The sequence below is a fragment of the Chelatococcus sp. CO-6 genome, from assembly GCF_001271345.1.
Taxonomy (GTDB): Bacteria; Pseudomonadota; Alphaproteobacteria; order Rhizobiales; family Beijerinckiaceae; genus Chelatococcus_A; species Chelatococcus_A caeni.
The window spans coordinates 548993-562402 of record NZ_CP012398.1; the positions used below are offsets into that span (position 1 = coordinate 548993).

General features: G+C 70.6%; 13 protein-coding genes. 4 read left to right on the top strand and 9 right to left on the bottom strand.

Features of this window, described 5'->3' with window-relative positions; translation table 11 throughout:
* Positions 1-251: 251 nt before the first annotated feature.
* The 5 genes from livM to ribA all read right to left on the bottom strand — a co-directional run bounded on the left by livM (position 252) and on the right by ribA (position 5881).
* Positions 252-1547 (bottom strand): high-affinity branched-chain amino acid ABC transporter permease LivM, encoded by a 1296-nt coding sequence (gene livM / locus AL346_RS02720; protein WP_019403962.1) that lies wholly within the window; start codon positions 1545-1547, stop codon positions 252-254.
* An 83-nt stretch (positions 1548-1630) separates the two neighbouring features.
* Positions 1631-2734: an ABC transporter substrate-binding protein gene (locus tag AL346_RS02725; RefSeq protein ID WP_019403961.1), complete on the bottom strand. Its 1104-nt coding sequence runs from the start codon at positions 2732-2734 to the stop codon at positions 1631-1633.
* Between the two features lie 60 nt (positions 2735-2794).
* Positions 2795-3709, bottom strand: a complete 915-nt coding sequence (locus AL346_RS02730; protein ID WP_053193228.1) for a branched-chain amino acid ABC transporter permease — start codon at positions 3707-3709, stop codon at positions 2795-2797.
* A gap of 196 nt (positions 3710-3905) precedes the next feature.
* A complete protein-coding gene (locus AL346_RS02735) occupies positions 3906-4616 on the bottom strand; it encodes a fumarylacetoacetate hydrolase family protein (protein WP_019403959.1) in 711 nt (236 codons plus the stop codon).
* Positions 4617-4771: 155 nt separating this feature from the next.
* Positions 4772-5881: a GTP cyclohydrolase II RibA gene (gene ribA / locus AL346_RS02740; RefSeq protein ID WP_019403958.1), complete on the bottom strand. Its 1110-nt coding sequence runs from the start codon at positions 5879-5881 to the stop codon at positions 4772-4774.
* A 273-nt stretch (positions 5882-6154) separates the two neighbouring features.
* Between ribA and AL346_RS02745 the strand changes: the two genes are divergently transcribed.
* Positions 6155-6916 carry a RibD family protein gene (locus AL346_RS02745; protein ID WP_026015440.1) on the top strand — a complete coding sequence of 254 codons (762 nt, stop codon included), beginning with the start codon at positions 6155-6157 and terminating at the stop codon, positions 6914-6916.
* Positions 6888-7424: a cytochrome b gene (locus AL346_RS02750; protein WP_019403956.1), complete on the top strand. Its 537-nt coding sequence runs from the start codon at positions 6888-6890 to the stop codon at positions 7422-7424. The genes AL346_RS02745 and AL346_RS02750 overlap by 29 nt, the downstream gene beginning before the upstream one ends.
* Here AL346_RS02750 and AL346_RS02755 read toward each other — a convergent pair.
* Genes AL346_RS02755 through AL346_RS02770 form a run of 4 tightly spaced genes read right to left on the bottom strand, consistent with a single transcriptional unit; the run spans position 7418 to position 10753 of the window.
* Entirely contained in the window at positions 7418-8272 is an 855-nt protein-coding gene (locus AL346_RS02755) for a class I SAM-dependent methyltransferase (protein ID WP_019403955.1), read from the bottom strand. The two genes, AL346_RS02750 and AL346_RS02755, sit on opposite strands and share 7 nt — an antisense overlap.
* Positions 8269-9330, bottom strand: a complete 1062-nt coding sequence (locus AL346_RS02760; RefSeq protein ID WP_019403954.1) for a glycosyltransferase family 4 protein — start codon at positions 9328-9330, stop codon at positions 8269-8271. Before AL346_RS02760 ends, AL346_RS02755 begins: the two co-directional genes overlap by 4 nt.
* Positions 9323-9730: a 6-carboxytetrahydropterin synthase gene (locus AL346_RS02765; protein ID WP_019403953.1), complete on the bottom strand. Its 408-nt coding sequence runs from the start codon at positions 9728-9730 to the stop codon at positions 9323-9325. The genes AL346_RS02760 and AL346_RS02765 overlap by 8 nt, the downstream gene beginning before the upstream one ends.
* A 24-nt stretch (positions 9731-9754) precedes the next feature.
* Positions 9755-10753, bottom strand: coding sequence for a zinc-binding alcohol dehydrogenase (locus AL346_RS02770; RefSeq protein ID WP_026015439.1), 999 nt, complete (start codon positions 10751-10753; stop codon positions 9755-9757).
* A 56-nt stretch (positions 10754-10809) separates the two neighbouring features.
* Here AL346_RS02770 and mdoH point away from each other — a divergent pair, with 56 nt between their 5' ends.
* Positions 10810-12639 carry a glucans biosynthesis glucosyltransferase MdoH gene (gene mdoH, locus AL346_RS02775; RefSeq protein ID WP_050996727.1) on the top strand — a complete coding sequence of 610 codons (1830 nt, stop codon included), beginning with the start codon at positions 10810-10812 and terminating at the stop codon, positions 12637-12639.
* Positions 12636-13403, top strand: a complete 768-nt coding sequence (locus tag AL346_RS02780; protein WP_019403950.1) for an FkbM family methyltransferase — start codon at positions 12636-12638, stop codon at positions 13401-13403. The genes mdoH and AL346_RS02780 overlap by 4 nt, the downstream gene beginning before the upstream one ends.
* Positions 13404-13410 lie beyond the last annotated feature (7 nt).

The following is a 13410-nucleotide window of genomic DNA, read 5'->3' on the forward strand; positions in this document are numbered from 1 at the left end:
CACGATATTTTCCTCCCGATTGGTCGGAATAATAGCGCGCGACGGCGCGGAAGCACACAAAAAGAAGAAATAAAGCCTTTATATCTCAATAATTTACAGGAAACCGCGACCGCGCAACGATCGTACTTGGAAGCCACCTGGCCCGACTTCATCGCTGCCGGCACGCTCTTGTCCGGGCAATTTTATGACATGCCGGGCCGCACGGCACTTCACAACATCACGACAATTGATGAGTGACCGGGGACGCCGGCTCAGCCGGTGAAGCGCGCCAGCGTCACGCTCGGCCGGCGCGTGCCGATGAGCCCGCGCGGGCGCCACACCATGACGAGCACCATGGCGGCGCCGAAGAGCAGCATGCGCAGTTCGGCGAATTCGCGCGTCATCTCCGGCAGGGCGACGACGATGATGGCGGCGAGCGCGACGCCGAGCTGGCTGCCCATGCCGCCGAGGACGACGATCGCGAGCACCAGGGCGGATTCGATGAAGGTGAAGCTCTCGGGGCTGATGAAGCCCTGGCGCGTGGCGAAGAAGGTGCCCGCGAAGCCGCCGAACATCGCCCCAATGGCGAAGGCGGAGAGCTTGACGCGCGTCGCGTTCACCCCGAGCGCCCGGCAGGCCACCTCGTCCTCGCGCAGCGCCTCCCAGGCGCGGCCGATGGGCAGGCGCCGCAGGCGCGCCGCGATCACCGCCGTCAGCACCACGAGCACCAGGATGAGGTAGTAGAGAAACAGCACCCGGTGCATGGAGGAGAAAGAGAGGCCGAAGAGCTCGTGGAAGGGCACCTCGCCCTCGGGGGCCGTACGCGCGAAGGGCGCGCCGAAGAAGCTCGGCCGCGGGATGTTGGTGATGCCGTTCGGCCCGCCGGTCAGCGCACCCCAGTTGATGAGGATGATGCGGATGATCTCGCCGAAGCCGAGCGTCACGATGGCGAGATAGTCGCCGCGCAGGCGCAGCACCGGAAAGCCGAGGATGACGCCGAGGAAGGCGGCCATGATGCCGGCGATCGGCAGGCACATCCAGAACGAGAAGTCGTAGTGCGCCGCAAGGAGCGCGAAGGAATAGGCGCCGATGGCGTAGAAGGCGACGTAGCCGAGATCGAGCAGCCCGGCGAGGCCGACGACGATGTTCAGCCCGAGGCCGAGCATCGTATAGATGAGCACCGTCGTCGCCGTGTCGACGATGTAGCGGTCGGCGATCGGCAGGAAGGGCAGCGCGAAGGCAAGAAGGCAGGCCGCGACCCCGATGGCCGTCTGCGACACGAGCCCGCCGCGCACCGTGCGCGCGCCGCCCTGGGCGAGGCGCCCGCGCAGCTCCCTGAGCTCGGGCCTGAACAGGGCGAGCAGGAAGCGGCCGATGGCCACGACGAGCCCGGCGATCACCACCTGGTCGAAGCGATAGACGATGCCGAGCCCCTGCCCCGGCGTCTCCTGCAGGCGAAAGCCGACGAGCGGAAGCGCGATGCCGATCATGATGATGCCGGCGATCGCCGCCTCGCGCAGCGCTGCGCGCAGCCTGTCGGTGACCGGGGAAGCGGAGGAGGCTTGCATCGCGGGCTCTCGATGCCGACGGAATTCAGGAAGGCGGCAGGGAAAGGGAACGGAGCGGGCCGGCGGCCCGCTCCGGCAAAGGATCAGAGCTTCGTCGGCGCATAGGCGCCGTCGCGCCACTCGAAGATGACGTATTCGGGGTCGATGAGGTCGCCCTTGGCGTCGAAGCGGAAGGTGCCGACCACCGTCTCGAAGCCATTGGCGCGCAGGTCCGCGGCCACCGCCTCGGGCTCCTTGCCGGCCCGCGCGACGGAATCGGCCAGCGCCTGCACGGCGGCATAGTAGTAGAAGGCGAAGTTGTCCGGCTCGCCGCTCTTCTTCAACTCCTCGTAGACGCTCTGGGCCGAAGGCTTCGCCTTCACGTCGGCGCTGAAGGTGAAGAGCGTGCCCGCCCCGCCCTCGCCGGCGATGGACCAGAACTCGTTGGTGGCGAGGCCGTCCGCGCCGACGAAGCGCGTCTCGAGGCCGGCCTGGCGCGCCTGGCGCACGATGAGGCCGAGCTCGGTGTGATAGCCGCCGTAATAGACGACATCGATGCCCTCCTGCTTCAGGCGGGCGACGAGCGCCGAGAAGTCGCGCTCGCCCGCGTTGACGGAGCCTTCGTAGGCGGGCTTCACGCCGGCCTCGGCGAGCGTCTTCTTGGCCGCCTCGGCAAGGCCCTGGCCATAGACCTGCTTGTCGTGGACGATGGCGACCTTCTTGTCCTTGAACTTCTCGGCGATGTACTTGGCCGCGACGACACCCTGCTGGTCGTCGCGCCCGCAGGCCCGGAAGACGAGCTTCATGCCGCGCTCGGTCAGCTCCGGCGAGGTCGCCGAGGCGGTCATCATCAGGATGCCTTCCTCGTCATAGACGCCGGAGGCGGCGATCGAAGCGCCGGAGCACAGGTGGCCGACGACGAAGCGGATGCCCTTCGACACCACTTGGTTGGCGGCGCTCACCGCGCTCTTGGGGTCGCACTGGTCGTCGGCGATCTCGAGCACCAGCTTCTCGCCCTTGATGCCGCCCTTGTCGTTGATGGCCTTCACCGCAGCCTCGGCGCCGAGCCGCGCCTGGGCGCCGATGGCGGCGATCTGCCCGCCGGTGGCGGGGATGCCGAGGGCGAAGGTCACGTCCGCCCGCGCGGGCGCCGCCGCCAGAAGCGCGGCGGCACAGGCGGACAGCATCAGTTTCGTCATCGCATTCATGGTCTTTCCTCCCTTAACCGCCCCGTCCGGCAGCGCCGGCGGTGCGCAGGTCTCGCGCGCTCACACCTTCTCCACCTCCTGCCGGCCGAGCAGACCCGTCGGCCGGAAGAGGAGGATGAGGACGAGGATGGCGAACACCGCCACGTCCTTGTACTGGATGTCGGAATAGGCCGACCACAGCGCCTCGATGAGGCCAATGAGCAGCCCGCCGAGCATGGCGCCGGGCAGCGAGCCGATGCCGCCGAGGACGGCGGCGGTGAAGGCCTTGAGCCCGGCGAAGAAGCCGATGAAGAAGTCGATGGAGCCGTAGTAGATCGTGTAGAGCAGCCCGGCGACGGCGGCGAGCGCGGCCCCGAAGACGAAGGTCAGCGAGATGGTGCGGTCGACATTGACGCCGACGAGCTCGGCCATGCGCCGGTCCTGCTCGCAGGCGCGCTGGGCGCGGCCGAGCGCGGTGCGGGAGACGAGCAGGCTGAAGCCGGCCATCAGCACCACGGTGACGACGACGATGACGACCTGCACCACGGCCACCGAAAGCTGATGATCGCCGATCGAGCCGAGCGAAATGCGCCCCGTGAGCACCGGCGGCAGCGGTTTCACCCGCGCGCCCTGCAGCAATTGCACGAGGTTCTGCAGGAAGATCGACATGCCGATGGCCGAGATCAGCGGCGCGAGGCGGAAGGAGCCACGCAGGGGCCGGTAGGCGATTCGCTCGACGACGAAGCCCCACAAGGCCGTGAAGACCGCCGTGAGCACGAGCGCCACGAGGATGGCCACGGGCACCGCCGCGACCCCGAGCTGGGCGAGCAGCAGCAGCACGATGAGGGAGATGAAGGCGCCGATCATGAACACCTCGCCATGGGCGAAGTTGATCATGCCGATGATGCCGTAGACCATCGTGTAGCCGATGGCGATGAGGCCATAGACGGAGCCGAGGGTCAGCCCGTTGATGAGCTGGTCCACAAAATAGCCCACGGCGTTTCCCCCCTTTTATTATGCGGCCTTATGAGCTGCCACGAGACTACTCGCGGCCCGCGCTTTTGCAAGGGGATGGGTCAGTGCAACTGACCAACACCGCATGTGCAAGGCACCAGCCGGCTGCCTAGAGGAGCATTCCCGCCGCCACGAGGCAATGGGCGCAGGTGTCTGGCGCAGCCTTCGCCGATCGCTCTCAGGCTCCGTCGGGCGAAGACGGCTGCGTGATCGTCACCGTCAGCGGCGTGAGGCCCGCAATCGTCGCCTCGATGACGTCCCCCGGCACCACCGCCCCGACGCCGGCCGGCGTCCCCGTCATGACGAGGTCGCCGGGCTCCAGCCGGTAGAAGCGCGAGAGGATGGACAGCATGGGCGCCACCGGCCAGATCATGTCGGCGATGTCGCCGCGCTGGCGCGTTGCGCCATTGACCTTGAGCTCCATCGCCGCGCGCTCGAAGGGGCCCATCTCCGCGGCCGGCGTGATGGCGCCGACCGGCGCCGACTGCTCGACGTTCTTGGCGAAGTCCCACGGCCGGGCCAGATCCTTCGCCGCCGCCTGCAGGTCGCGCCGCGTCATGTCGAGGCCGACGGCATAGCCGAAGACGATCTTCGCCGCCGCTTCCTCGTCGAGGTCCTGCCCCGCCCCGTCGATGGCGACGACCATCTCGAGCTCGAAGTGATAGTTCTTCGTCTGCCGCGGATAGGCGATCTCGCCGCCCCCCGGCACCACCGTCTCGGCCCATTTGGTGAAGAAGAAGGGCGGCTCGCGGTCCGGGTCGCGCCCCATCTCGCGTGCGTGCTCGGCGTAGTTGCGCCCGACGCAGAACACGCGGCGCACCGGGAAGCCGGCCTCGCGGCCGACCACGGGAATGACGGGCGTCGGCGGCAGGGCGAACAGCGTCTTCATCGGCGGCCTCTCGGAATCGTCGCAACGCCCCTGCTATAGGCCATGGACAAGGGCGCGTCGACGCCCGCCGGCGGCCGACCGGGCCGGAACGAAGAACGCCGACGGACCGTGAGGTCTGTCGGCGCCGTTGCTCTAGGCGAGGTGCCCTCGCCCGGTCAGTCGCGCGGCGGCAGATGCGCCGACAGCGCGTCGATGTCAATGAAGTGGCCGGCACGCTCGCGCTTGGCCGCGAGATAGCGGATGTTCTCGCTGGTCGGCCGGCCGATCACGCGCTGCTCGTCGACGACGGCAAGGCCCGCCGCCTTCAGGGCCGCGATCTTCTCCGGGTTGTTGGTCATGATGCTGACGCTCGCGACGCCGAGCTGGCGCAGCATCTCGGCGGCAAAGTCGAACCGGCGCTGGTCGAGCCCGAAGCCGAGGATCTCGTCCGCGTCATAGGTGTCGAAGCCCTGCGCCTGCAGCTTGTAGGCGCGCATCTTGTTGGCGATGCCGTTGCCGCGCCCTTCCTGGTCGAGATAGAGCAGGATGCCGCCGCCGTTCTCCGCCATCCACTGCACGGTATTGCGCAACTGGTCGCCGCAGTCGCACTTGAGGCTGCCGAAGAGGTCGCCGGTGAGGCAGGCCGAGTGCAGGCGCACCGGCACCGTCTGCGCGAGGTCCGGCCGGCCGACGACGATGGCCACCTGGTCGCGCAGCCCCTCGCCGCCGCGGAAGACGACGAACTCCGTCTCGCTGGCCCCCTCGAGCGGCACCGGCGCGCGCCCGACGATGCGCAGCGAGCGCACCTGGCTGAGGCGGAAGGCGGCGATGTCGTCTTCAGAGACGGCCACCACATCGGCCAGCGCCGGGTCTTCCGGCGAGACCGACACGGTGACGACCGCCGGCAGGACGAGTGACAGGCGCGCCAACTCGAGCGCCGCCTCGTCGAGCGGCTGCAGGCAGCCGACGGGCGCATCGAGCCGCGCATCGCTCGCGAGCGACAGATGCATCACCCGCCGCAGGTCGATCTCGGGCAGGGCGATGATGCCGGCGCTCGCCCGTTCCGCCCCGAGACGCCGCAGGCGCGCTGTCGGCAGCACGAGCCGGGCCCGATCGGCCGCCTTGCGCTCCAGCGCCGCCGCGAGTTCCCCGTCGAGGCCCTCGATCCCCACAGCCAGCACCGAGGTGCCGCGTCCGGTGATGCGGACGGGACGGCCTGCACGGAACTCCGCCAGCGCCCGTTCGACGCTGATCTGGCCGCGATCCTTGATAAAATCTGAACTCATCGGCGGTGAACTCTCGTGGGCCGTCGCTCTGTGGCCGTGAAACCTGCCGGTCCTCACGAACCGCAAAACATGCGACACATGTGTATTGAAACGAGGTCCGGCAAGGTTCTTCCTGCTGCGCGACGGCTGATATGTCTCCTGCGGCGCCGGCCATGCCATGGCGGCACGGCCGTTGCGGATGTATGAACAGGGCATGCCTTCGACGAACGACGATGCCCCACCCGGCGGGAAACCATGCAGCAGCAAGAGGGCCCTGTGACCACACCCGACGAGATGGACGGGAGTTCCACGCCGGTGGATTGCTTATCACATCGCGCGCTTGCGCGCATAGCCGATGTACCGGAGGGCGCCAGCCTCGTCGTCGCACAGCTCGGACAGTCGCTCGACGGGCGCATCGCGACGCCGACGGGCGATTCCCGCTATATCAACCGCGCTGCGGCGCTCGACCACCTCCATCGCCTGCGGGCGGCCGTCGATGCGGTCGTCGTCGGCGTCGGCACGGTCATCGCGGATGATCCGCAGCTCACCGTCCGGCGCGTTGCCGGCCGCAACCCCGCCCGCGTCGTGCTCGACCCGCGCGGGCGCCTGCCGCCGGACGCCCGCTGCATGACGAGCCCGGACGCGCGGCGCCTCGTGGTGGGCGCCGCCTCCGTCCCGCGCCCGGCCGGGGTCGAGGAGGTCGTCCTGCCGCTTGCCGGCAGCCGGCTCGATCCGCACGCCATCGTCGCGGCGCTCGCCGCCCGCGGGCTGCGCCGCCTGCTGATCGAGGGTGGCGCGCGCACCATCTCGGCCTTCCTCGATGCCGGCTGCATCGACCGGCTGCACCTCCTCGTCGCGCCCATCATCATCGGCTCGGGACGGGCCGGGCTCGAGCTTGCGCCCATCGGCCCGCTGAGCGAGGCGCTCAGGCCGGCAACCGACATCTATCTGCTTGCCGATGGCGACGTTCTGTTCGACTGTGACATGAGGCGCCGCAACGTGGAGGCCAGCCTTGTCGCCGAGACCGATGCACGAGGGTTACGGCCCGGCGGCTAAGTGGCTGCACTGGCTCACCGCCCTCGCCATCCTGACCACGATCCCGCTCGGCATCGCCATGGTCAACGCGGCGCCGGGCCCGACGCAGAACACCCTCTACGACCTGCACCGCTCCTTCGGCGTCACGGTGCTCACGCTGGCGGCCGTGCGCCTTTCGGTCCGCCTCGTGCGCGGAGCGCCGGCGCCCCATCCCTCGCTCGGCCGCCTGCTGCAGGCGCTGTCCCTCACGGTGCACCGGGCGCTCTACGTGCTCATCTTCCTGGTACCGCTGCTCGGCTGGGCCGGGACTTCGGCCTTCGGGGCGCAGATCACGGTCTTCGGCCTCTTCGTGCTGCCACCGATCCTCCCCAAGGACGAGGCCCTGTCGGAGACGCTGCTCGGCCTGCACAAGCTCGCCGCCTTCACGCTGGCGGCGCTCGCGACCCTGCATATCGGCGCCGGCCTCTGGCACGGCTTCGTGCGCCGCGACGGGGTGCTGGAGCGGATGCTGCCCGCCCGCCGCTACTGATCGCCTGACGTCGGCACGGCGAGGAGATCGGCGTGACCGACAAGGCAGCGCGATGCCTGAGCACGTGCAGCGCGCCAGGCGGCGAGCCGGTCCGCCGCCACCTGTCCGGTCTCGCCCACCGCGGCAGCCGTGCCGTCGGCAAGCATCGCGACGAGCGACCGTTCGCGCTCGGTCAGTCGCCAGGGGCTCGCCGCCTCGCTGACGGTATAGCCCGCACCACGAAAGCCGTCCGCGAGAAGCCCGGTTGCACGCGGCCCGGCCGCCGGACCGAAGCCCTTGTCGCGCTGCTGGTGGGCGAGGAAAGCGCCGTGCACCGCCTCGTCGTGCGGGTGCGGCGGCTCCCAAGCCTCCCGGCCGTCGTAGGTCAGCGCCGTATAGAAGGGCAGCCTTGCCGCCGCGACCGCCTGCACGAAGGCCTCGATCCACGCCGGCGACACGAGATCGAACAAGGCGGCCGCCGTCACGAGATCGGTGGGCACCACGAGGAGCGGTCCGATACCGCCGGAAAGGTCGTGCGCGATGAAGGAAACCGCGACGCGCCGCCCGGCGGCGGACAGCACCAGGGCACCGGCATCCTCGGCGAGGGTCGCATCGGCCCAGCGGCGCAGTTCCTCGCGCGCTTTCGCGAGCAGGAGGACATCGTGATCGACGAGCCGCCAGTACTGCTCCGGGCCGAGCTGTGGCGCCGTCGCCCGGAGGTTGGACCCCGTGCCGCAGCCGAGATCGAGGACATGCACCGGCTGCCGGTCCGCCACCGCCGCGGCGGCCGCCGTCAGCAGATCGCGGTTGCGCGCCGCATGGTCGGCCGGCTCGCGCAGGGCGAGCCATTCGGCGGAAAAGCCGCTCACGCCGCCCTCCCCCGTCCGGCCAGCGAGCGGATGACGCCGGCGATCGCGGCCGCGGCATCGTCCCAGCGCGGCAGCGCCTGTCCGGCGCGCCAGGCGGCATCCGCCATGGCCGAACGCCTCTCCCGGTCGCCAAGGACCGTCTCCAGCGCTGCGGCAAGGGCAGCCGCATCGCCCGGCGGCACCTTGAGCCCGGCGGCATCGGGCACGCGCTCGTCCGCCGCCCCGACGCGCGTCGTCACGACGGGCAGGCCGCGCGCCAGCGCTTCCGTCAGGACCATGCCGTAGCCCTCGTAATGCGAGGCCATGACGAAGAGGTCGGCGGACGCGTAGGCGCGCTCCAGCGCCGCGTCGTCGCAGGCGCCGGCCAGCGCGATGCGCTCGGCGAGCCCCGCCCCGGCGATCAGCGCCCGCAGCCGCGCCGCCTCCTCCGGCGCCCGGTCGAGGCTGCCGACGATGGTGGCGCGCCACGGCAGCGTGGAAAGGCGCGCGAGCGCCGCGACAAGAACGTCATAGCCCTTGCGCGGCGAGACGGCACCGACGGCGATGAGATGCGGCGGCTCGCCATCGGCCGGCGCGCGAGAGGCCCGATCGGTGCCCGGTTCCGCGATCGTCAGCCGATCGGCGGCAACACAGAATTCGCTCGCGAGCACCCGGCCCGTCGGCACGCTGGTGGCGACGACGGCATCGACCGCCGCAAGCGCCGCACGCTCGCTGGCGAGGAGCTGCCGCCGCGCCGCGTCGGAAAGGCCGGTCTCATGGCCGAGCGGATGGTGCACCAGCGCCACGCACCGCCTGCCGCAGCCGCGCAGCAGGGAGGCCGGCAGGGCGCCGCAGGCGAGCCCGTCGATCAGGAGCACGGCGTCGCGCGGCGTAGCCGCGAAGGCCGCCGCGGTTGCCGCAAGCTCGGCCTCGGTCGGAAAGGGAAAGCCCGCCGCCAGTGGCAGGTGGACGATGTCGACGCCCTGCGCAGGCAGGTCGTTGAGCATCCGTCGCGCATAGGCGTAGCCGCCCGTCGGGCTGGCGAGGTCGCCCGGAATGGCGAAGACGACGTCAGGCACGGGCCACCGGCCCCTCGAACCACGCCCGGGCCACGTGGCTCTCGTGCAGCGTCACGCGGATGTGATCGATGCCCTCCCCGCCCGGCCCGAGCGCGCCGCTGCGCGCCGCCTCCGCCATGGCATCGAAGATGTGGCGGCTCAGGAACTCGGTCGTCGTGTTGCGGCCGGCGAACTGCGGCAGGTCGTCGAGGTTGCGGTAGTTGAGCGGCGAGAGCACCGCCTTCAGCGCCTCGTGGGCGCGGTCGATGTCGACGACCACCCCCTCCGACGTCAGCTCCTTCCGGAAAAAAGCCACATCGACGATGAAGGTCGCCCCGTGCAGGGCCTGCGCCGGCCCGAACAGGTCACCGCGGAAACTGTGGGCGATCATGACGTGGTCACGAACCTCGACGGCATACATGGCACCCTCCCTCGATCGGACTTGTCATTGATAGCGCACCGCGGTCATCAGCCCGCCCGCCTCCTCGTCGAGGATAGCGGGCAGCGCCTCCGGCAGATCGGTGAAGGCGACTTCGCCGGTGATCAGGTCGTCGAGCCGCGCGTCGGCGAGCAGCGAGAGCGCCTTGGCGAGGCGCCGCCCCGCCTCCCAGCGCGGACGGCGCGAGGCCGCGACCTGCCCGACCTGCGAGGACACGAGCCTGAGGCGGCGGGCGTGGAACTCGCCGCCGAGGTGAACCGGCACCGCCTCGTCCCCGTACCAGCTGAGCTCGACGAGCATGGCCTCGTCGCCGCACAGCGTCAGCGCTGTCGCAAGGCCGGCCGGCGTGCCGCTGGCATGGAAGACGACGTCCGCCTCCCCCGGGGCCGCGCCCGGCAGGGCGAAACCGGCGCCGAAACGCCGCGCCACCGCCGCGCGCGACGGGTCGGTATCGACGACGGTCACCTCCGCGCCGGGCAGGCCGGCACACAGGAACGTGACCAGGAGGCCGACGACGCCGGCCCCCACCACCGCAATCCTGTCCCCCGGTCCCGCCCCGGCGTCCCAGACGGCGTTGAGCGCCGTCTCCATGTTGGCGGCGAGCACGGCGCGGCGGGCGGGCACGCTCTCCGGCACCATGGCGACGGCAGCGGCCGGCGCGGCGAACATCTGCTGGTGCGGGTGCAGCGCGAAGACCGTGCGGCCGACGAGGTCCGCCGGCCCGGCCTCCACCAAGCCGACGGCGCAATAGCCGTATTTCACCGGGAACGGAAAGGTCCCCTCCTGCATCGGCGCGCACATGCGCCGGCGATGGCTCCGGCGGCACAGGCCGTTGAAGACGAGGCGCTCCGTGCCGCGGCTGATGCCGCTGAACAGGGTGCGGACCATGACGTCGCCGGGCCCGGGCTCGATCGGCGCGACGGGACGCAGTTCGGTGCGGCGCGGCTCCACGTACCACAGTGCGAAAATGCCGGAACCCTCGCGGTTCCTTGCGTTAATGCCCATCGCACTTCTCTTCGTTTTGCTCTATATCGCCGCGGCGCGACAGCGGACGGTGCCAGATGACGGAACGGCTCGATCCTGTGACCCTGACTCTCATCGAGGGGTCACCCTCCTCATCTACGACACCGGGCGGAATGCAGTCCACCACCGCGCTGCGGCGGCGCCGGACCCTGGTGGGCGTGCTGAACCTCGCCACATGCGGCGCTCTCGCCGCGGCCATGGCATGGATCCTCTCCGCCGGCGGGTGGAGCCTTCTCGACGGCCTCCTCCTCGCCTGCTTTCTCCTCGTCATGCCCTGGACCGCGCTCGGCTTCTGGAATGCCGCCATCGGCCTGTGGCTGCTGCATGGCCGGCGCGGGGCGCTTGCGGAAGTCGCGCCCTTCGCCAGCGCCGGCACCTCGGGCGAGGCCGTCTTCCTGCGCACCGCCGTGCTGATGACGTTGCGCAACGAGGATCCGGCGCGCGCCTTCTCGCGCCTCTCGGCCGTCGCCGAGAGCATCGCCCGCACCGGGCACGGGCACCACTTCGCCTATTTCGTCCTGAGCGACACCTCCCGTCCCGACATCGCCGCCGCCGAGGAGGAGGCCTTCGCGGCCTTCCGCGCAACGCTCGCGGATGGTGCCCGGGCCATCTATCGCCGACGTGAGGACAATGTCGGCTACAAGGCCGGCAACCTGCGCGATTTCTGCGCCCGCTGGGGCGGCGAGTACGAGCTGATGCTGCCGCTCGATGCCGACAGCCTGATGGCGGGCGAGACGATCGTCGCCATGGTGCGTATGATGCAGGCCTATCCCCGCCTCGGCATCCTGCAGAGCCTCGTCACGGGCATGCCGGCCGCGAGCGGCTTCGCGCGCATCTTCCAGTTCGGCATGCGCCACGGCATGCGGCCCTACACCATTGGAAGCGCCTGGTGGGCCGGCGATTGCGGGCCCTTCTGGGGCCACAATGCGCTCGTGCGCATCGCGCCCTTTCGCGACGACTGCCATCTTCCGCTGCTCCGCGGCCGCCCCCCGCTCGGCGGCTCCATCCTGTCGCACGACCAGGTCGAGGCCGCGCTCATGCGCCGCGCCGGCTACGAGGTGCGCGTCCTGCCGGTCGAGGGCGGCAGCTGGGAGGAGAACCCGCCCACGGTCATGGATTTCGTCCGCCGGGACCTGCGCTGGTGCCTCGGCAACATGCAATACGCCAGGCTTCTCGGCCTGCCGGGCCTCCACCCGATGAGCCGTTTCCAGCTCCTGTGGGCCATCCTGATGTTCTTCGGCCTGCCGGCCATGACGGCGATGATCGCGCTGTTGCCCTTCGCGGTGCGCGAGGCACAGGCGGCCGGCGCCTTCCCGACGGCCCTGGCGGCCGGCCTCTACAGCCTTTTCCTGTTCATCTGCCTCTTTCCCAAGCTCGCCGGCCTCGCCGACATCGCGCTGACGCGCGGCGGGCTCGCCCGCTACGGCGGCGGGGTGCGCTTCGGCCTCTCGGCCGCCATCGAGATCGTCTTCGCCTTCCTGCAGGGAGCGGTCTCCTCCTTCCGCACCAGCCTCTTCATGCTCGGCCTCCTCGCCGGGCGGGCACATGTGGGCTGGAACGGCCAGGAGCGGGATGCCCATGCCCTGTCCTGGGCGACGGCAGCGGCCGGGCTGTGGCCGCAGACCCTGTTCGGCCTCCTCGTCTGCGGCGCGCTGGCCTGGGCCTCGCCGGCCGCCCTCCTGTGGAGCCTGCCGCTCACGGCGGGCTATCTTCTCGCCATCCCCTTCGCCGTCGTCACCGCGCGGCCGGCCTTCGGCGCTTTCCTCGCGCGGCATCGGCTCTGCGCCATCCCCGAGGAATTCGACGAGCCTGCCGAGATCGCGGCCCTCGCACGCCCGGCACCGCAGCCGGTGGCCGTCGCCGCATGAGCAGGCTCGGCGCCACCTTGACCGAATGGCGCGGGCTCGCCCGCTCCCTCGTCCTCTATCACGGCAACCGCGCCCGCCATCGCGCCATGGATGCGCTCCACCGCCGCTTCCTCGCCCCCGGGGACCTTGCCTTCGACATCGGCGCCCATGTCGGCGACCGGACCTCGTCCTTCCGCCGCATCGGTGCGCGTGTCGTCGCGGTCGAGCCGCAGCCGGGGCCGATGCGCCTCCTGCGTCTCGTCCATGGCCGCGACCGGGACGTGATCCTCGTCGAAGCCGCCGTCGGCGCGGCGGAGGGAACTGCCGAACTCCACGTCAACAGCGCCAATCCCACCGTCACCACGGCCTCCGGCGCGTTCCTCGCCGCCGCGCGCGATGCCGATGGCTGGCGCGAGCAGCGCTGGGACCGCACCCTGTCGGTGCCGATGACGAGCCTCGATGCGCTGATCGCCCGCCATGGCCTGCCGGCCTTCGTCAAGATCGACGTCGAGGGCTTCGAGGACGCGGTCCTTGCCGGGCTGTCGCAGCCGCTGCCGGCGCTGTCCTTCGAGTTCACCACCATCGCCCGCGACGTCGCCGGGCGCTGCCTCGACCGGCTCGCCGATCTCGGCCGCTACCGCTTCAACCTGTCGCTCGGCGAGGAGCAGCGCCTCGCCTTCGCCGAGCCGGTCGCTGCCGAGGCGATGCGGGACCATCTCGCCGCATTGCCCCATCGCGCCAATTCGGGCGATGTCTATGCGACGCTCGCTGCAACGAGGCCCTGAGCGGCAG

Excerpts from the sequence above, each read along its gene's own strand:
- AL346_RS02735 (WP_019403959.1), bottom strand. The coding sequence starts at position 4,616 with ATGAAGACGCTGTTCGCCCTGCCGCCGACGCCCGTCATTCCCGTGGTC.
- AL346_RS02780 (WP_019403950.1), top strand. The coding sequence starts at position 12,636 with ATGAGCAGGCTCGGCGCCACCTTGACCGAATGGCGCGGGCTCGCCCGC.
- AL346_RS02765 (WP_019403953.1), bottom strand. The coding sequence starts at position 9,730 with ATGTATGCCGTCGAGGTTCGTGACCACGTCATGATCGCCCACAGTTTC.
- ribA (WP_019403958.1), bottom strand. The coding sequence starts at position 5,881 with ATGAGTTCAGATTTTATCAAGGATCGCGGCCAGATCAGCGTCGAACGG.
- livM (WP_019403962.1), bottom strand. The coding sequence starts at position 1,547 with ATGCAAGCCTCCTCCGCTTCCCCGGTCACCGACAGGCTGCGCGCAGCG.
- AL346_RS02770 (WP_026015439.1), bottom strand. The coding sequence starts at position 10,753 with ATGGGCATTAACGCAAGGAACCGCGAGGGTTCCGGCATTTTCGCACTG.
- mdoH (WP_050996727.1), top strand. The coding sequence starts at position 10,810 with ATGACGGAACGGCTCGATCCTGTGACCCTGACTCTCATCGAGGGGTCA.
- AL346_RS02725 (WP_019403961.1), bottom strand. The coding sequence starts at position 2,734 with ATGAATGCGATGACGAAACTGATGCTGTCCGCCTGTGCCGCCGCGCTT.
- AL346_RS02750 (WP_019403956.1), top strand. The coding sequence starts at position 6,888 with ATGCACGAGGGTTACGGCCCGGCGGCTAAGTGGCTGCACTGGCTCACC.
- AL346_RS02745 (WP_026015440.1), top strand. The coding sequence starts at position 6,155 with ATGGACGGGAGTTCCACGCCGGTGGATTGCTTATCACATCGCGCGCTT.